The organism is Streptomyces sp. NPDC051105, from assembly GCF_040682795.1.
Taxonomy (GTDB): domain Bacteria; phylum Actinomycetota; class Actinomycetes; order Streptomycetales; family Streptomycetaceae; genus Streptomyces.
Window position 1 is genome coordinate 20,151 of record NZ_JBFBBR010000022.1, and the last position, 16,400, is coordinate 36,550.

The following is a 16,400-nucleotide window of genomic DNA, read 5'->3' on the forward strand; positions in this document are numbered from 1 at the left end:
GCGTATTAGCCCTTGCGCAGGTCCTTGACCCGGCGGAGTTTGCCGACCGAGCGCTCCAGGGTCTCCGGGTCGACGACGGCGACCTCCACGGTGACCCCCACGCCGTCCTTGATGCCCTGGGCGATCGTCTTCGCGGCGGCCTCGCGGTCGGCGGGACCGGCGTCGGGCCGTGCCTCCACGCGGACGGTCATGTGGTCCATACGGCCCCGCTGAGTGATCTGGATCTGGAAGTGGGGGGCCACGCCGGGCGTCCGCAGCACGATCTCCTCCACCTGGCTGGGGAAGACGTTGACCCCACGCAGGATGATCATGTCGTCGCAGCGGCCGGTGATCTTCTCGATCCGGCGCAGCCCGGGCCGCGCGGTGCCGGGCAGCAGCCGCGTCAGGTCCCGGGTGCGGTAACGGATGATGGGCAGGGCTTCCTTCGTGAGCGAGGTGAAGACCAGTTCGCCGCTCTCGCCCTCGGCCAGCACCTCGTCGGTCAGCGGGTCCACGACCTCCGGGAGGAAGTGGTCCTCCCATACGTGCAGTCCGTCCTTGGTCTCCACGCACTCCTGGGCGACACCCGGGCCGATCACCTCGGACAGTCCGTAGATGTCGACCGCGTGGATGTCCAGGCGCTCCTCGATCTCACGGCGCATCTCCTCCGTCCAGGGCTCGGCGCCGAAGATGCCGACCTCCAGCGAGGTGGAGCGGGGATCGATGCCCTGGCGCTCGAACTCGTCGAGCAGGGTCAGCATGTAGGAGGGCGTGACCATGATGATCTCGGGACGGAAGTCCTGGATGATCTGCACCTGGCGTGCGGTCATGCCGCCGGAGGCGGGGATCACGGTGCAGCCGGCGCGTTCCGCGCCGTAGTGGGCCCCCAGGCCGCCGGTGAACAGACCGTAGCCGTAGGAGATGTGCACCTTGTGCCCGGGCCGGCCGCCGGCGGCCCGGATGGAGCGGGCGACGACGTCCGCCCACATGGACAGGTCGTTGTCGGTGTAGCCGACCACGGTCGGACGGCCGGTGGTGCCGCTGGAGGCGTGCACGCGCCGTACCTCGGACATCGGGACGGCGAACATGCCGAAGGGGTAGGTGTCCCGCAGATCCGCCTTGGTCGTGAAGGGGAAGCGGGCGAGGTCCGCGAGGGTGCCGCAGTCCTCGGGCCGCACACCGGCCGCGTCGAACTTCTCGCGGTACAGCTCCACGTTGTCGTACGCGTGCCGCAGTGTCGCGCGCAGCCGGGTGAGCTGGAGCGCCGCCAGCTCCTCGCGGGACATCCGCTCGGCGTCGTCCAGGAGTGCCTCGGGAAGCGGCTCCCCCCGGCGGACGGCCCTCGGCTCGGGCGCGATCACTTCGCTGCTCATCACGGCTCCTCAATCCGCGCGCGGAGGGTGCGACTGCGCCCGCGGAACTCCGCGATCACTTCGTCTCCGCGCGCAACGCTCACGTCGTAGACACCGCTGCGGCCGAACCGAACGCGCTCCCGCGCCGTGGCCACCAGGACATCGCCTTCGTACGCGGGCGCGATGAAGTCGATGTCGGCGCCGGCGGCGACGGTCGCGGGGCCGTGGCTGTTGCAGGCACAGGCGAACGCCGTGTCGGCGAGGAGGAAGAGACAGCCGCCGTGGGCGATCCGATACCCGTTGACCTGGGAGGACGTCACGGTCATCCGGAGCACGGCGGTCCCTTCGCCGTGCTCGACGAGCTCGATGCCGAGCCTTCGTGACGCCTCGTCCGCGGCGAACATCGTCTCGACGGGGCCAGGCGTCGTATCCGGTACCCGGGTCGTCATTTCCACCACCTTGTGGACCGACCGAACATTCGGTTAGCGTGCGGTGTGGTCAAGTAATCCAGCAAGCCCTCCGCATGTCAAGAGGTGCACCGCATGCCGCGCAAGACCCCTGAGGGACCCGGCCACCTCACGTGTCACCGCCCGCTGATCGAGCGTGCGGCGGACGCCGTCACGAGCCGCGATCACCGCTCCCGCGAGTGGTTTGGACCCGTCTCCCTCGCCTTCGCCGTCCCGCGGTCGCGCCGCCCCGTCCCCACCGCAGCCGAGGAGGCCGCCTGATGCCGGACGTCTACCTGATCGACGGGGCCCGCACCCCGCAGGGCCGCTACGGCGGTGCCCTGGCCGGCGTACGCCCCGACGACCTCGCCGCCCTCGTCGTCGCCGAGGCCGTCCGGCGCGCCGGAGTGCCCGGCGAGGCCGTGGACGAGGTCGTCCTCGGAGCCGCCAACCAGGCGGGCGAGGACAACCGGGACGTGGCCCGGATGGCGGCGCTGCTCGCCGGGCTGCCGCACACCGTGCCCGGTTACACGGTCAACCGCCTGTGCGCGTCCGGCCTGACGGCGGTGGCCTCGGCGGCCCAGACGATCCGCGCCAGAGAGGCGGACCTCATGGTTGCCGGGGGAGTGGAGTCGATGACCCGGGCACCCTGGGTGATGGAGAAGCCCGGCACTCCGTGGGCCAAGCCAGGGCAGGTGCACGACACCGCCCTGGGCTGGCGGTTCACGAATCCGCGGTTCACCGCCGCGGACCGGGCCGTTCCCGGGGACGCCGGACCGGAGACGGCGAAGGTCACGCTGTCCATGGGCGAGACCGCGGAGGAGGTCGCGGCCCTGGACGGCATCACCCGCGCCGAGTCCGACGCCTTCGCCCTGCGCAGCCACCAGCGGGCCGTGGCCGCCCAGGAGGCGGGCCGCTTCGACCGCGAGATCGTCCCCGTCCCCGTGCGGGACGGCGAGGTGACCCGCGACGAGGGCCCCCGTCCCGCCACCACCCTGGAGAAGCTGGGCTCCCTGCGGACCGTCTTCCGCGAGGACGGCGTCGTCACCGCCGGCTCGTCCTCCCCGCTGTCCGACGGCGCGGCGGCCCTGGTGGTCGCCGGAGCCGAGGCGGTGGAGCGCTACGGCCTCACCCCGCGGGCCCGGATCGTCGCCTCGGCCTCCGCCGGTGTGCAGCCCAACCTGATGGGGCTGGGCCCGGTCCCCGCCACCCGGAAGGCGCTGGCCCGGGCCGGCTGGCAGACGGACGACCTGGACGCCGTGGAACTCAACGAGGCGTTCGCCGTACAGGCCCTGGCCGTCATCCGCCGCCTCAAGCTCGACGAGGACAAGGTCAACGCCGACGGCGGCGCCATCGCTCTCGGACATCCGCTCGGCTGCTCCGGCGCCCGCATCCTGCTGACCCTCCTCGGCCGCCTCGAACGGGAGAACGGCCACCGCGGCCTGGCCACGCTCTGCGTGGGTGTGGGCCAGGGCGTCGCGCTCCTGGTGGAGCGGGTGTGACCACCTCGGCCGCCTCTCTGTCGGCCGCGTACGACCTGCCGTGGGCGGAGGAACGAACCGACCGGGTCGTCGCCCGCCACCGCCCGGAGTTCCGCGCCGCCATCAGGGACCGGGTGATCGGCGAGGACCGCAGGACGGGTTCTCCTGAGATGAGGGCCGCATGACACGTTCTCTTGAGCTGAGGAGTCGCGCATGACGTCGGCACCCGACACCGTCGCGGTCATCGGCGGCGGCCGGATGGGCGCGGGGATCGCCCAGTCCTTCGCCACCGCCGGTTCCGCCGTGACCGTGGTGGAGAGTGGCGAAGAGGCCGCCGCGGCGGCGCTGGAGCGGATCGGCGGCAGCCTGCGGCGGGCGGGGGAGCGCGGCCGTCTGAGCGAGCCCGCGGAGCGGGTGGCCGGCCGGGTGACCGTCGTCCCCACGCTGGACGCCCTGCCGCCGGGGACCGAACTGGTCGTGGAAGCGGTACCGGAGGACGCGGCGCTCAAGGCCCGCCTCCTGAAGGCCGCCGAGGAAGCCGTGGGCGACACGACCGTCCTGGCCACCAACACCAGTTCGCTGTCGGTCACCGACCTCGCCGCCGTCCTCAGGCGGCCGGACCGATTCCTCGGGATGCACTTCTTCAACCCGGTGCCCGCCTCCGCGCTGGTCGAGATCGTCGTCGCCCCCGGCACCGCCGAACACACCGTCCGGGCCGCGCTGGAGTGGACCAGGGCGCTGGGCAAGCAGGACGTCGTCGTCAAGGACTCGCCCGGCTTCGCCAGCAGCCGGCTCGGCCTGGCCCTGGGGCTGGAGGCGATCCGCATGGTCGAGGAGGGTGTCGCCGCCCCGAGGCCATCGACGACGCGATGCGGCTCGGTTACAAGCACCCCATGGGGCCACTGCGCCTCACCGACCTGGTCGGACTCGACGTCCGGCTCGCCATCGCCGAACACCTCCACGCCACCCTCGGCGACCGCTTCGCCCCGCCGCGGCTGCTGCGTGACAAGGTGGCCCGCGGCGAACTCGGACAGAAGACGGGCCAGGGTTTCTACACCTGGTGACCGGCGCGGGCAGGCCGCCATGTCACCGTGCGCGCCGTCCCCGGCGGGACGCCGGCCGTCCTCCGCCGGGCGCCGATCCGGTGCGGCTCTTGCCAGATCAGGGAGGGCGCACCTTATGATGAACCAAACGAATGGTCGGTAGGGAGTGGATGGAGATGACTGAAGCGGCCGGAAGGGACGCCGAGCACGACCTGGAGTCCCATTTCGAGACGACGATCTCGCGCGACCAGCGGGTCGAACCGCGCGACTGGATGCCCGAGGGCTACCGCAGGACTCTGGTCCGGCAGATCGCCCAGCACGCGCACTCGGAGATCATCGGCATGCAGCCGGAAGGCGAGTGGATCACCCGCGCGCCCTCGCTGCGCCGCAAGGCGATCCTGTTCGCCAAGGTCCAGGACGAGGCCGGCCACGGCCTGTACCTGTACTCCGCCGCCGAGACCCTGGGCATCGACCGGGCGGAGCTCACCCAGCGCCTCCTCGAAGGCCGTCAGAAGTACTCGTCGATCTTCAACTACCCCACGCCCAGCTTCGCGGACGTCGGGGTCATCGGCTGGTTCGTCGACGGCGCCGCCATCTGCAACCAGGTCCCCCTGTGCCGCAGCTCGTACGGGCCCTACGCCCGCGCGATGGTGCGGATCTGCAAGGAGGAGTCCTTCCACCAACGGCAGGGCTACGAACTGCTGATGACCATGATGCGCGGCACCGACGCCCAGCGGGCGATGGTGCAGGACGCGGTGGACCGCTGGTGGTGGCCGTCCCTGATGATGTTCGGTCCGCCCGACGACGACTCGCCCAACTCCGCGCAGTCAATGGCCTGGAAGATCAAGCGGCACAGCAACGACGAACTGCGCCAGCGCTTCGTCGACATGACCGTGCCCCAGGCGGCCAAGCTCGGAGTGACCCTGCCCGACCCCGAGCTGCGCTGGAACGAGGAGCGCGGCCGTCACGACTTCGGCACCCCCGACTTCTCCGAACTCAAGGAAGTCATCAGCGGCAACGGCCCCTGCAACGCACAGCGGATGCAGCGCAGGCGGGACGCTCACGAGGAGGGCGCCTGGGTGCGTGCGGCCGCCGGCGCGCATGCCGCCAAGCAGGCCGCCCGGGCACGTAAGGAGGCAGTCGCATGAGCGACTCGGAGAACTGGCCCCTGTACGAGGTGTTCATCCGCGGCAAGCGCGGCCTCAACCACGTCCACGTCGGATCGCTGCACGCCGCGGACGACGAGATGGCCCTCACCCACGCCCGCGACCTGTACACCCGGCGCAACGAAGGCGTCAGCATCTGGGCCGTCCGCTCGGACCACATCGCCGCCTCCAGCCGGGACGAGAAGGACCCCTTCTTCGCCCCCAGCGCCGACAAGGTCTACCGGCACCCGACCTTCTACGACATCCCCGACGATGTCCCGCACATCTAGGAGCCGGTGATGAGCGAGGACCACATCTACCTTTCGCTGGCCGAGGGCCACGACGACGGCGACGCCCGCTGGGCCTTCGGCACCGGCTTCGAAGACCCGCTGTACGGCGTCGACACCGCCGTACCCGAGGGCGTCGACGCCGCCGCACTGGCCGCCCAATGCCTGGCGCTCGGCGACGACGCCCTGGTCCTGGCCCAGCGGCTCGCCGAGTGGGTCACCCGGGCGCCCGAGCTGGAGGAGGAGGTGGCGCTGGCCAACGTCGGGCTCGATCTGCTCGGCCAGGCACGGCTGCTGTACGCGCGCTGCGGCCAGACGGACGGCACCGGCCGTACGGAGGACGCCTACGCCTACTTCCGCGACGCCGGCGACTTCCGCAACGTACGCCTCACCGAACTGCCCAACGGCGACTTCGCCTTCTCCGTCCTGCGGCTGCTGGTGTTCGCCAGCTGGCGCCTCGCCCACTTCACCGAACTGGCCACCGCGCCCGACCCGGTGCTCGCCGCGATCGCAGCCAAGGGCGTGAAGGAGCTGACCTACCACCGGCAGTACGCCGCCGAATGGGTCGTACGCCTGGGCGACGGCACGGAAGAGTCCCACGCGCGCATGCTGACCGCCCTGGAATCGCAGGCCCCCTACTGGGAGGAACTGTTCGCCGCGCAGGACGTGCGAGACGCGGTCCTCGCCGATCTCCAGCAGGTCCTGGACGCGGCCGGACTCCCCATGCCGCACACCGCGGCCCTGCCCGGCCACGGCCGGCACGGCGGACACACCGAACACCTCGCCCCGCTCCTGGCCGAGCTGCAGAGCGTGGCCCGCGCGCACCCGGAGGCGACATGGTGACCGTCCTGGCCGACGTCCGGCGGGCCCGGCAGATCGCCGAACAGGTCCCCGACCCCGAACTTCCCATGCTCACCCTGGCCGATCTCGGTGTGCTGCGGACCGTGACGATCGAGGGCGACGGCACCGTCGTCGCCGGCCTCACCCCCACCTATTCGGGCTGCCCGGCCATGGCCGAGATGCGGGCCGGGGTCGCCGCGCGCCTGCGGGACGCCGGTTTCGACCGCGTGAAGATCCGTACGGTCCTCGACCCGCCGTGGACGAGTGACTGGATCACCCCCGCAGGGCGCCGCAAGCTCGCCGCACACGGGATCGCGCCGCCCACGACGTCGCGGCGCCCCGCCGGTCCGGTCCCGCTGAACCTGTCACCGACCCGGCGCACGGTCGCCTGCCCGCGCTGTGGATCGGCCGACACCGAGGAGACCTCGCGCTTCGCGGCCACCTCCTGCAAGGCGCTGTGGCGGTGCCTGGCCTGCCGCGAGCCGTTCGAGTACGTCAAGGAGATCTGATGGCAGAGCTGATGGCACCGACCGCCGGTGCCCCCGCGACGACAGCCCGCCGGCGCCGCCCTGCCTTCCATCCCCTGCGCGTCGCCGCCGTCCAGCGCCTGTGCGAGGACGCCGTGGCGGTCACCTTCGACATCCCCGCGGCGCTGGCGGCGGAGTTCGCCTTCGGCCCCGGCCAGTCACTCACCCTGCGCCGCGAGATCGACGGCCGCGACGAGCGGCGCTCCTACTCGATCTGCTCGCCCGTCGGCTCGCCGCCCCGCATCGGCGTCCGGGAGGTACCCGGCGGACTCTTCTCCTCCTGGCTGGTCCACGAGGTACGGCCCGGCGACACCGTGCAGGTGATGGCCCCGACCGGAGCCTTCACCCCCGACCTCACGGTGCCCGGCCACCATGTGCTGATCGCGGCCGGCTCGGGCATCACCCCCATGATGTCCATCGCCGAGTCGGTCCTGGCGGCCGACGACCGCTCCAAGGTCACGCTGTTCTACGGCAACCGGCGCACCGACACCGTGATGTTCGCCGACGAACTGGCCGACCTGAAGGACGAGTACCGCACCCGCTTCCACCTCGCCCACGTCCTGTCCCGGGAACCTCGCGAAGCCGAAATCCTCTCCGGCCGCCTGGACGGGGACCGGCTGGCCGCGCTCGTCTCGGGACTGATCGACGTTCCCTCCGCCGACCACTGGTGGCTGTGCGGCCCGCACGGCATGGTGCTCGACGCCCAACAGGTCCTGGCCGGGCTGGGCGTCCCCGGCGGGCGGATCCACCAGGAGCTCTTCTTCGCCGACGAGCCGATCGAACCCGTCCGCCACGAGGAGGCGGCGGCGACCGGCCCGGCCAGCGAGGTCACCGTCACCCTGGACGGCCGCTCCACCACCGCCCTGCTTCCGCGCGGTACCGCACTCCTCGACTCCGCCGCCCGCATCCGCCCGGACCTCCCCTTCGCCTGCAAGGGCGGCGTCTGCGGCACCTGCCGTGCCCGGATCACGGACGGCGAAGCGGACATGCGCCGCAACTACGCCCTCGAACCGGCCGAGGTGGCCGCCGGCTACGTGCTGACCTGCCAGTCCTACCCGGTCTCCGAGAAACTGACGGTCGACTACGACGGCTGACCGGCCGGGACGAGGAGTGCCGCTGGGGGCCGGTACCCGAGCGCGTGCCTCAAGTCCTCTGCCGGGTCCCCACCGGTCAGGCGGCGTCGTCCGCCGGCGCGTCGCGCAGGGCGGCGCGGCGAGGGTCACCCCCGGTTCGAGGAAGGGCCGGTGCAGGTCGGTGGAGACGGTGGGCGGGGAGGACGAGACGCCGTTCCGTGATTCCGCGCTCATGGCTTCTCCCTCGGCGTGTCCGACCGGCGCGGCCGCGCGAAGAAAGCCAGAGGCCTACCGCCGGGACCGATTCCGTCAAAGGACGTAGTTCGTGGAGAGGACCGCGCCGGCCGTCCCCCGGCCGCGGAGCGGTGCTCAGGACACGGCCGTGCCGGTGCCCTTGCGGCTTCACGCGGATGTTGCCAAGCTGGTCGCTCACGTTGTCCGCTCCAGCTCTCTGCGCGGCGTTCGCGAGATCGCCGGCCCGACCAGTCCCGGCCCGACCGTTCGTGCGCGCTGCTCTCCTCCCCGGCGCTGACGCGCGTACATCGCGCCCGAACCTCAGTGACCGGCCGGACAGCCGCCGCCTCACCTGCGGAGCACACCATGGACACGAACGAGGAGGCCGCGCGCGGCCTGAGCGACATCCAGGACTTCCTCTACCGGCAGGCCCATCTGCGAGCCGCACGTCAGCGGGTCGCGGACTTCACCGCGCAGGAGCCGGGACTGACCCAGGAACAGCGGGCGGACATCGAACGCTGGTACCTCGCGGAACAGACCTTTGTGGCCCGCATGGTGACGGAGCACATCGCCGCGAGCATCGACGTGGTGGAACAGCGGCATCGCGCCCGCTTCGGTCACTGGCTGCGCGGGACGCTGACCGCGATGATCCTGATCACCGCGGCGATGGCGCTGTGCGTCACCGTGGTACTGGTCGGCGCGTCGTAAGCTCGCGCCAGCCGGCCCAGCCGGCCCAGCCGGCTCCCACGGTGGCATGGCGATGTCACACCTTCGCCCCTCCTGTTGGTCATGTGAGTGCTCGGTCTGGTGAGCGCTCGTCGAGGCGACCGACTACGACGGCAGTTGCGCGCCGCTGAAGGGCCGGACGGTGTCGGAGGCGTGGGGCAGCCGGCGAGTGGCCCCCCGCTTTCCGGCGGGGGGCCACCACCCTTCGACGGCTACTGCTGCCGCGCGAGCCAGTCCGTGAACCTGACCTCGCCGACGCTCGCGTCCGGACCGGGCAGGAGCGTGTCCTCCCGCAGCTCGGCACCCCAGTACCGCGCCTGCGGGTCCGTGACGACCTTGCGGGGGTCGTCCGCCGCGTCCAGCGCCGTCCGGATGAACTCCTCGAGCTGGAACGCCTCGGGGCCGCCGACCTCCACCACGCCGTTGACCGGCGCGCCGGCCGCGGCGCGGGCCACGGCCGCGGCCACGTCGTCGGAGACGACGGGCTGGATCCTGGCGTCCGGCAGGCGCACGGTGTCGCCCTCGGTGACCCCGTCGGCCAGCCCCTTCGCGAACTCGAAGAACTGGGTCGCGTGGACGATGGAGTACGGGATGCCGGACGCCTTGATCAGATCCTCCTGGGCCTTCTTCGCCCGGAAGTACCCGCTCTCCTGGAGCCGGTCGGTCCCCACCACCGACAGCGCCACATGATGCCGCACACCGGCGTCGGCCTCCGCCTGGAGGAGGTTGGCCGTGGAGGTGCGGAAGAAGTCCAGGACGGCCCGGTCCTCGAACGAGGGCGAATTGGAGACGTCGACCACGACCGAGGCGCCCTGCAGGACCTCGGCCAGCCCCTCGCCGGTGAGGGTGTTGACGCCGGTGCTGGGCGCGGCGGCGACCGCCTCGTGCCCTTGCTCGGCGAGCCTGCCGACCAGCTTCGAGCCGATGAGCCCGGTGCCACCGATCACGACGACCTTCATGACGGAATTCCTCTCGGAGCTTTTCTGGTGTCTGCACCAGAAAAGACCGGACAGCTCCTCCGCTTGTGACAGCCCGTCCGGGAGAACGCGGAAAATCATCCGTTGCCGCGTGGTGTGCGGCCTGTTGGGCGAGGGGATCAGCCGTCCAGCGATGCCACGTAAGGGGCCAGCTTGGCTGGGTTCATCACCCACATGATGCGTTCGATGCCGCGTGCCGACACATCGACGGACAGCAGCGCCACCGCGTGTCCGTCGGCCGAGATCAGGACGGCCGGCCTGCCGTTGGCCTCGACCCAGCGAACGTCCGCCTGGGGCCAGAAACGCGGCGCGAAGGCGACCAGGTACCGGGAGACGTGCGGAAGCCCGAAAACCGGGATCTTGGACGCCCCGCGGATACCGCCGCCGTCGGCATAGCTGACCACGTCCTCGGTGAGGACCTCTTCGAGTACCGACAGACGGCCGTTCTGCGCCGCGGCGAGAAACACCTCCAGGAAACGCCGGTGCTCGGCGGAGTCCACTGGTTCCCGGCGCTCAGCCGCCAGACGCCTGCGGGCACGGCTCACCAGCTGGCGTGCGTTGGCCTCGCTCGTCTCCACGATGTCCGCGATCCGCCCGTAGGTGTAGTCGAACGCTTCCCGCAGCACGTATGCGGCCCGCTCCACGGGGTTCAGCTTCTCCAGGAGGAGGAGTACCGCCAGGTCGAGGGCCTCCGCGCGTTCCGCGCCCAGCTGCGGGTCCAGGCTTGTGTCGACGGGCTCGGGAAGCCAGGGACCTACGTACGACTCCCGGCGCACCCGGGCGGACTGGGTGAAGTTGATCGCGAGCCGCGTGGTGACCGTGGCCAGGAACGCGGCCGGCTCGCGGATGCCGGCACGCTCGGTGTTCTGCCACCGCACCCAGGCCTCCTGGACGATGTCCTCCGCTTCCACGGCGCTGCCGACCACCCGATAGGCGATACCGAAGAGCTGGGGACGCGCCCCGAGGAAATCCTTTGTCGCCTGGTCGAGGGAGCCCGAGTCCCCCTTCTCACCGCCGCGCATCGACGTCCTCCAGAGTTGGATCATCATGTTACAAGCTGGCACCGCGCAGAACGGCACGGAGTGGTACGAACCGGTCCCACCGTGTCACACATCCACCGTGTCCTCGGTCATCAGTGGCGAAGACCGATACCGGGGGACGACGAATCCATGGAGGTGCCCCACCATGTCGGACGAGAACGCAGCGCGCGGGCCCGGCGGGCAGCCCCGGCCGGAGGGGTGGAAGACGGCGGTGACGGTGTTGCAGGACGCCGCGCCGATCACCGTCCCCGAGGGGGCCTCGGCGATGACCATCCAGGTCGAGTGGGAGCCCGGAGACCCGGGAACCCCGCCGCACCGCCACTCGGGACCCGCGTTCGGGTACGTCGTCGACGGCGCCGTCCGCTTCGAGCTGGAGGGCGAGCCCGAGCGGGTGGTCGAGGCCGGCGGGACGTTCTGGGAGCCGGGCGGTGATGTGATCCACTACCAGGACGGCAACGCCCTCACGGACGCGCGGACCCGGTTCGTCGTGACCATGATGTGCGCACCGGGCAAGCCCATGCTGGAGCTGGTCGACGAGAGCGAACTGGCCGAGCGGGCCCACCTGCGCGCCCCACGTCCCACCACGGACTGACGGGACGGCAGACCGGCTGTGCCTTCCCCTCCGCGGGGAGGGGAAGGCACAGCCGGTCCCGGTGGCGGGCGTCGGTCACCCGAACTGCCCGGGCTGGTAGTCCCCGGCGGGCTGCTGGTTGATGACGTTGATGCGGTTGTAGGCGTTGATGACGGCGATCAGGGAGATCAGGGCGACGAGCTGTTCCTCGTCGAAGTGCTTGGTGGCGTTGGCCCACACCTCGTCGGAGACGCCCCCGGCGGCGTCGGCGATCCGGGTGCCCTGTTCCGTCAGCTCCAGCGCCGCGCGCTCCGCCTCGGTGAACACCTTCGCCTCCCGCCAGGCCGCGACCAGGTTGAGGCGCAGTGCGGTCTCCCCGGCCAGGGCGGCGTCCTTGGTGTGCATGTCGGTGCAGAAACCGCAGCCGTTGATCTGGCTGGCACGGATCTTCACCAGCTCCTGGACGGCGGACGGCAGCGTCGAGTCCGAGACGGCCTTGCCGGCCGAGTTGATGTGCCTCAGCACCTTCCCCGCGAGCGGGTGGCCGAAGTAGTCGAGACGCGATTCCACGATGATCTCCTTGCCGTGTAGCGGATACACACCCATGACCGACGCGGGCGGCGAGATGTGACAGGAAGTCGTGTGACGTGGGTCTCACCCGATGGCCTCGGGGTCGACGGGTTGGTCAAGGCCAGGGCGGCTGCCGGTAAAGGCGTGGGCATGTGTCGGTCTTGGCGGCCTGATGCCTGACGTGTGATGGCCAGGTGGCCATGTGGTGTTCATGTGGTGGCAGTTGGGCTGGGTCAGGGTGCGGTCGTTGTCAGCTCAGCTGCACGTCGGGAGGGCGTCATGACCACACAGGCAGATTCGACAGAGGGCAGATCGGCGGGAGGTTCGGAGGGGTTCAGCCGTCGTCACGCGCTGGGCCTGCTGGGGACCGCGGGGGCGGGCGCGGCCGCCACCGGGCTGCTCGGCGCGGGTGCGGCACAGGCCGCACCGTACGCCGCTCCGGCCTTCCACCTCACCGCGGACTCCTCCGGCGCGCCCCCCGTCCAGGGCCTGCACCTGACCTTCGGGGCCGACCCGCGCACCCAGATGACGGTGTCCTGGATCACGGACCGGCCGGTGACCAAGCCCGTCGTGCGCTACGGCACCCTGGAGCACGGCTTCGGCTCCAGCAAGAAGGCCGAAACCGTCACCTACGTCGACGGCACCTCGAACCGCACCGTCTACGTGCACCACGCCCCGCTGAAGGGGCTCACCCCGGACACGGACTACCTCTACCTCGCCACGCACGAGGGGGCGACCCCCGACAGCGGTACGTTCCGCACGGCTCCGCAGGGACGCCGGCCGGTCACCTTCACCAGCTTCGGCGACCAGTCCGCCCCGCAGGTGACCTGGGCGGCCGACGGCACCGTCGCCCTGGACGCCAACTCCACGCCCGCGACGAAGGACATCGTCACCGGCATCGAGCAGGTCGCCCCGTTGTTCCACCTCCTCAACGGCGACCTCTGCTACGCCAACCTGGACGTCGACCGGGTACGGACGTGGAACAACTTCTTCACCAACAACACCCGTTCGGCGCGCTTCCGCCCCTGGATGCCGGCGGCCGGCAACCACGAGATCGAGAAGGCCAACGGCCCGCTCGGTCTCGGCGCCTACCAGACCTACTTCTCCCTTCCCTCCACCGAGACGGACGCCGAACTCGCGGGCCTGTGGTACGCGTTCACGGCCGGCTCGGTGCGGGTGATCGTGCTGCAGAACGACGACAACTGCCTGCAGGACGGCGGTGACGTCTACATCAGCGGCTACTCCGGCGGCCGCCAGCTCGCCTTCCTGGAGAAGGAACTGAAGGCGGCTCGGTCCTCGCGGGACATCGACTGGGTGGTCGTGGCCATGCACCAGGTCATGATCAGCTCCTCGGACGCGAACGGAGCGGACCTGGGTCTGCGCGAGAAGTACGGCCCGCTGTTCGACCGGTACGGCGTCGACCTGGTGCTCTGCGGCCACGAGCACAACTACGAGCGTTCGCTGTCCGTGCGCGGTGTCGTCACCGGCAGTGAGACCCTCACCCCCAACCCCGTCTCCCAGGCCATCGACGACATCGACGCCGGCCTCGGCACCGTGCACATGATCCTCGGCGGCGGAGGCGTCTCGGGCACCACCAACCAGAGCTTCTTCAAGGACGGCACGGCCAAGGTGATCACCGCCGTGTCGGCGACGCCGGGCGCCAACGGCAAGCGCACCTCCACCTATGTGAAGGAGCAGGCGGTGTGGACGGGCGTCCGGGACGTCGAACACCCCTATGGCTTCGCCGCCTTCACCGTCGACCCCGGCCGGCATCCCGGTGACACCACCCGGATGCACGTCACGTACTACAACGTGAACAAGCCGCACGGCGAACTGACCGTCTTCGAGAACTTCACCCTGCACCGCAAGCGCTCCGACGGCCACGGACACTGATCCCGAGTCCGGCGGGCCGGCAGGGAGACGCGGGCCGGGCGGCATCCGCCCCGGCCCGCTCACCACTTCCCCGCGACTGCTTCCACAGTGGCCGAAAACCGACGAACTCCCGCCAGATCGGCAGGGATTGTACCGAAGCGCGCACTGGAAATACTTGGCTAAGCAACTATATGCTCCCCCGTGGGGCGATCGGCGGACAGAGCCGCACGCCGCTTTGGGAACTGCCGCGCCGTAGCGCATGATCGGTGTCCCGGTTCAACAACCTGACAAGCTGGTGGAAGGAAGTGCCGTGGCACCGGTGCTGGTCGGACTCGAAGGTCTGCTGGCGGGGGAGCGCATCCCGGTCCTGGACACCCGCGTCACCTTCGGACGCAACTCGGAGAACACCGTCGTCATCTCCAGCCTCAGCGTCTCCCGCTTCCATGCGGAGATCGTCTTCGACGAGGACAAGGGTTACGTACTGCGTGACCTGGAGAGCAGTAACGGCACTCTGGTCAACGGGGAGGAAGTGGAGTCCCGGCTGCTGCAGCCCGGTGACGAGATCTCCCTGGGCGACCAGGAGTTCCGCTTCGAGGTGGCGGACGCCATGGAGACGCTGATGGCGCTCTCCCTGCCGCGATCCGTGACGCACGGCGCCGAGGAGAGCGAACGCGGGCCCGTCCTGCGGGTCACCGTGGCCGGCGGCGGCCCGGTCGGCCTGTCGTTCGCCCTGCTCCTCGAGCACTTCCTCGGCCCCCAGGCGCAGATCACCGTCTACGACGGCAGGTGGCGCAAGCAGGGCCGTACCGTCGTCTGGAAGGGCCCGGACGAGGGCAACGTACGGCGTCTGCAGGTGGTGACCGTGCAGAGCCGCCAGTACCTCGCCTGGCCGGAGGAGGTCCGGGAACGCCTCTTCGACCCGGAGCACTTCACCGAGATGTGGCCCTCCGGCCCGGACTCGGTCGGCGACAACCACCCGCGCAACATGCGCATCGCCTATATCGAGGACCGGCTGCTGGAGCTGGCGAACGAGAAGCGGGACCGGATCCGGCTCATACCCGCCCGGTTCGACGCGGAGGAACAGCAGGAGGCGCTCGCCACCCAGCACGTGCTCGCGATCTGCGACGGCGGCCGCTCGCGTACCCGGGACCGCTTCGCCGCCCGCTTCGGCAAGGCCGACGAGTCGATCTACTCACTCGACGGGCGCCACCTGCAGGACGTCGTCCTCGGCCTGCGGGTGAAGTCCGGCCTGACCGACCCCATGGCGGTGCTGCTGACCGTCGCCCAGAACCGCTTCCTGCTCAACTCGCTGCGCGGCGAGGGCTTCCTCAACATGCGGCTGACCGACGCCGAGGCCGCGGAGGTCATCGGCCTCGACCCGGTCCGCCGCGTCTTCGAGGAGTGCATCGCCTCCCGGCCGTGCCTGATGGACCGCGACGAGTACGGCGACTTCCAGTGCGCGACCCACGGCACGCTGTTCCTGCCCGCCCTGGTCAAGGGCTCACCGCTGTGGCGCCGGGTGCGTGAGGGGCTGCTGCTGTTCGGGGTCGAGTCCGACGACCTGATGGCGGTCACCAGCTTCCGCCTCGACATGGTGCAACGCCCGCGTTTCTCGGCCGAGCTGCTGCCGCCCACTGCCAACTCCCCGGGCACCTACGGCTTCCTCCTCGGTGACGCCGCCAACGCCATCCACTTCTGGCCGGGCCGTGGCCTGAACAGCGGCCTGGCCTCCGCGATCTCGCTGGCCCGGTCCCTCAACGGGGCGTGGAACGGGCGGCCGTTCCGGGACGCGGACTTCCTGCGGCACGAGGCGGCCATGTCGATGCTCCAGTACCGGCACAAGAGCCGGGCCTGGAAGGCGATGGTCACCACCGACGACCAGGGTGTCACCTGGGCCATCAAGGACATCATCGGCCACGGCATCGACGGGATCCCCGACGAGCCCGACCGTGCGGCCGACACCAAGACCCTGCTGGAGCGTATGCAGGCCATCCGTGCGCGTCTGTCCCTCCGGCTGGAGGGAATGCCGGACGACGAGGCGATCCTGGAGCGCCTGAGCACACTGCAGCCCGCCACGTTGCGCATGCTCGTCCTCAGCGGCGCCTGGGACACGCTGACGATGGGCGGCGAAGAGGTCGACATCGACATCTTCTACGGCGAGGACTCGTCCGCGGCCGCCGCGGCGGTGGGCGCACTGGAGCCTGCCGCCAAGCCGTAGGACGGAATCCGGTCGGCGC

General features: G+C 70.7%; 17 protein-coding genes and 1 pseudogene. 13 read left to right on the top strand and 5 right to left on the bottom strand.

Annotation, left to right across the window (positions count from 1 at the left end; genetic code table 11):
- Positions 1–5: 5 nt before the first annotated feature.
- Complete coding sequence (gene paaK, locus AB0N16_RS37210; protein ID WP_365804686.1) at positions 6–1,352, bottom strand: phenylacetate--CoA ligase PaaK; 1,347 nt, start codon at positions 1,350–1,352, stop codon at positions 6–8.
- The gene (gene paaI / locus AB0N16_RS37215) at positions 1,352–1,780 is read right to left on the bottom strand and encodes a hydroxyphenylacetyl-CoA thioesterase PaaI (RefSeq protein WP_365804688.1); all 429 of its coding nucleotides are present in this window, start codon (positions 1,778–1,780) and stop codon (positions 1,352–1,354) included. The genes paaK and paaI overlap by 1 nt, the downstream gene beginning before the upstream one ends.
- A 93-nt stretch (positions 1,781–1,873) precedes the next feature.
- On the opposite strand from paaI, the gene AB0N16_RS37220 reads away from it, so the two are divergent.
- From AB0N16_RS37220 to AB0N16_RS37265, 10 genes and pseudogenes are all read left to right on the top strand, one after another.
- The gene (locus AB0N16_RS37220; RefSeq protein WP_365804690.1) at positions 1,874–2,059 is read left to right on the top strand and encodes a hypothetical protein; all 186 of its coding nucleotides are present in this window, start codon (positions 1,874–1,876) and stop codon (positions 2,057–2,059) included.
- Complete coding sequence (locus AB0N16_RS37225; protein ID WP_365804692.1) at positions 2,059–3,279, top strand: thiolase family protein; 1,221 nt, start codon at positions 2,059–2,061, stop codon at positions 3,277–3,279. The genes AB0N16_RS37220 and AB0N16_RS37225 overlap by 1 nt, the downstream gene beginning before the upstream one ends.
- Entirely contained in the window at positions 3,276–3,443 is a 168-nt protein-coding gene (locus tag AB0N16_RS37230; RefSeq protein ID WP_365804694.1) for a hypothetical protein, read from the top strand. The genes AB0N16_RS37225 and AB0N16_RS37230 overlap by 4 nt, the downstream gene beginning before the upstream one ends.
- A gap of 28 nt (positions 3,444–3,471) precedes the next feature.
- A pseudogene (locus AB0N16_RS37235) lies at positions 3,472–4,322 on the top strand (3-hydroxyacyl-CoA dehydrogenase family protein).
- Between the two features lie 155 nt (positions 4,323–4,477).
- Complete coding sequence (gene paaA, locus AB0N16_RS37240) at positions 4,478–5,449, top strand: 1,2-phenylacetyl-CoA epoxidase subunit PaaA (protein ID WP_365804696.1); 972 nt, start codon at positions 4,478–4,480, stop codon at positions 5,447–5,449.
- Positions 5,446–5,736, top strand: a complete 291-nt coding sequence (paaB, locus tag AB0N16_RS37245; RefSeq protein WP_351734775.1) for a 1,2-phenylacetyl-CoA epoxidase subunit PaaB — start codon at positions 5,446–5,448, stop codon at positions 5,734–5,736. Before paaA ends, paaB begins: the two co-directional genes overlap by 4 nt.
- A 9-nt stretch (positions 5,737–5,745) precedes the next feature.
- Entirely contained in the window at positions 5,746–6,576 is an 831-nt protein-coding gene (paaC, locus tag AB0N16_RS37250; protein WP_365804698.1) for a 1,2-phenylacetyl-CoA epoxidase subunit PaaC, read from the top strand.
- Complete coding sequence (gene paaD / locus AB0N16_RS37255; protein WP_365804700.1) at positions 6,570–7,082, top strand: 1,2-phenylacetyl-CoA epoxidase subunit PaaD; 513 nt, start codon at positions 6,570–6,572, stop codon at positions 7,080–7,082. The genes paaC and paaD overlap by 7 nt, the downstream gene beginning before the upstream one ends.
- Before the next feature lie 11 nt (positions 7,083–7,093).
- A complete protein-coding gene (gene paaE, locus AB0N16_RS37260) occupies positions 7,094–8,194 on the top strand; it encodes a 1,2-phenylacetyl-CoA epoxidase subunit PaaE (RefSeq protein ID WP_365804886.1) in 1,101 nt (366 codons plus the stop codon).
- Between the two features lie 579 nt (positions 8,195–8,773).
- Entirely contained in the window at positions 8,774–9,115 is a 342-nt protein-coding gene (locus tag AB0N16_RS37265; protein WP_365804702.1) for a hypothetical protein, read from the top strand.
- Between the two features lie 230 nt (positions 9,116–9,345).
- Here the strand turns inward: AB0N16_RS37265 and AB0N16_RS37270 are convergent, their stop codons facing one another.
- Both AB0N16_RS37270 and AB0N16_RS37275 read right to left on the bottom strand, forming a co-directional pair.
- On the bottom strand, positions 9,346–10,092 hold the full coding sequence (locus tag AB0N16_RS37270; RefSeq protein ID WP_365804704.1) for an SDR family oxidoreductase: 747 nt from the start codon (positions 10,090–10,092) through the stop codon (positions 9,346–9,348).
- Positions 10,093–10,229: 137 nt separating this feature from the next.
- Positions 10,230–11,132, bottom strand: a complete 903-nt coding sequence (locus AB0N16_RS37275; RefSeq protein ID WP_365804888.1) for an RNA polymerase sigma-70 factor — start codon at positions 11,130–11,132, stop codon at positions 10,230–10,232.
- A gap of 163 nt (positions 11,133–11,295) precedes the next feature.
- Between AB0N16_RS37275 and AB0N16_RS37280 the strand changes: the two genes are divergently transcribed.
- Complete coding sequence (locus AB0N16_RS37280) at positions 11,296–11,742, top strand: cupin domain-containing protein (protein WP_365804707.1); 447 nt, start codon at positions 11,296–11,298, stop codon at positions 11,740–11,742.
- Positions 11,743–11,817: 75 nt separating this feature from the next.
- On the opposite strand, the gene AB0N16_RS37285 is transcribed toward AB0N16_RS37280, so the two are convergent.
- A complete protein-coding gene (locus AB0N16_RS37285; RefSeq protein ID WP_365804709.1) occupies positions 11,818–12,291 on the bottom strand; it encodes a carboxymuconolactone decarboxylase family protein in 474 nt (157 codons plus the stop codon).
- 279 nt (positions 12,292–12,570) lie between these two features.
- Here AB0N16_RS37285 and AB0N16_RS37290 point away from each other — a divergent pair, with 279 nt between their 5' ends.
- Entirely contained in the window at positions 12,571–14,184 is a 1,614-nt protein-coding gene (locus AB0N16_RS37290; RefSeq protein WP_365804711.1) for a metallophosphoesterase family protein, read from the top strand.
- A gap of 289 nt (positions 14,185–14,473) precedes the next feature.
- Positions 14,474–16,381: an FHA domain-containing protein gene (locus AB0N16_RS37295; protein ID WP_365804713.1), complete on the top strand. Its 1,908-nt coding sequence runs from the start codon at positions 14,474–14,476 to the stop codon at positions 16,379–16,381.
- The last annotated feature ends 19 nt before the right edge of the window (positions 16,382–16,400 follow it).

What these genes read in the sequence shown, in the direction of transcription:
- paaD (WP_365804700.1), top strand. Translation starts at nt 6,570, where the DNA reads ATGGTGACCGTCCTGGCCGACGTCCGGCGGGCCCGGCAGATCGCCGAA.
- paaK (WP_365804686.1), bottom strand. Translation starts at nt 1,352, where the DNA reads ATGAGCAGCGAAGTGATCGCGCCCGAGCCGAGGGCCGTCCGCCGGGGG.
- AB0N16_RS37275 (WP_365804888.1), bottom strand. Translation starts at nt 11,132, where the DNA reads ATGCGCGGCGGTGAGAAGGGGGACTCGGGCTCCCTCGACCAGGCGACA.
- AB0N16_RS37220 (WP_365804690.1), top strand. Translation starts at nt 1,874, where the DNA reads ATGCCGCGCAAGACCCCTGAGGGACCCGGCCACCTCACGTGTCACCGC.
- paaA (WP_365804696.1), top strand. Translation starts at nt 4,478, where the DNA reads ATGACTGAAGCGGCCGGAAGGGACGCCGAGCACGACCTGGAGTCCCAT.
- AB0N16_RS37225 (WP_365804692.1), top strand. Translation starts at nt 2,059, where the DNA reads ATGCCGGACGTCTACCTGATCGACGGGGCCCGCACCCCGCAGGGCCGC.
- paaC (WP_365804698.1), top strand. Translation starts at nt 5,746, where the DNA reads ATGAGCGAGGACCACATCTACCTTTCGCTGGCCGAGGGCCACGACGAC.
- AB0N16_RS37265 (WP_365804702.1), top strand. Translation starts at nt 8,774, where the DNA reads ATGGACACGAACGAGGAGGCCGCGCGCGGCCTGAGCGACATCCAGGAC.
- AB0N16_RS37270 (WP_365804704.1), bottom strand. Translation starts at nt 10,092, where the DNA reads ATGAAGGTCGTCGTGATCGGTGGCACCGGGCTCATCGGCTCGAAGCTG.
- paaE (WP_365804886.1), top strand. Translation starts at nt 7,094, where the DNA reads ATGGCACCGACCGCCGGTGCCCCCGCGACGACAGCCCGCCGGCGCCGC.
- paaB (WP_351734775.1), top strand. Translation starts at nt 5,446, where the DNA reads ATGAGCGACTCGGAGAACTGGCCCCTGTACGAGGTGTTCATCCGCGGC.
- AB0N16_RS37290 (WP_365804711.1), top strand. Translation starts at nt 12,571, where the DNA reads ATGACCACACAGGCAGATTCGACAGAGGGCAGATCGGCGGGAGGTTCG.
- paaI (WP_365804688.1), bottom strand. Translation starts at nt 1,780, where the DNA reads ATGACGACCCGGGTACCGGATACGACGCCTGGCCCCGTCGAGACGATG.
- AB0N16_RS37280 (WP_365804707.1), top strand. Translation starts at nt 11,296, where the DNA reads ATGTCGGACGAGAACGCAGCGCGCGGGCCCGGCGGGCAGCCCCGGCCG.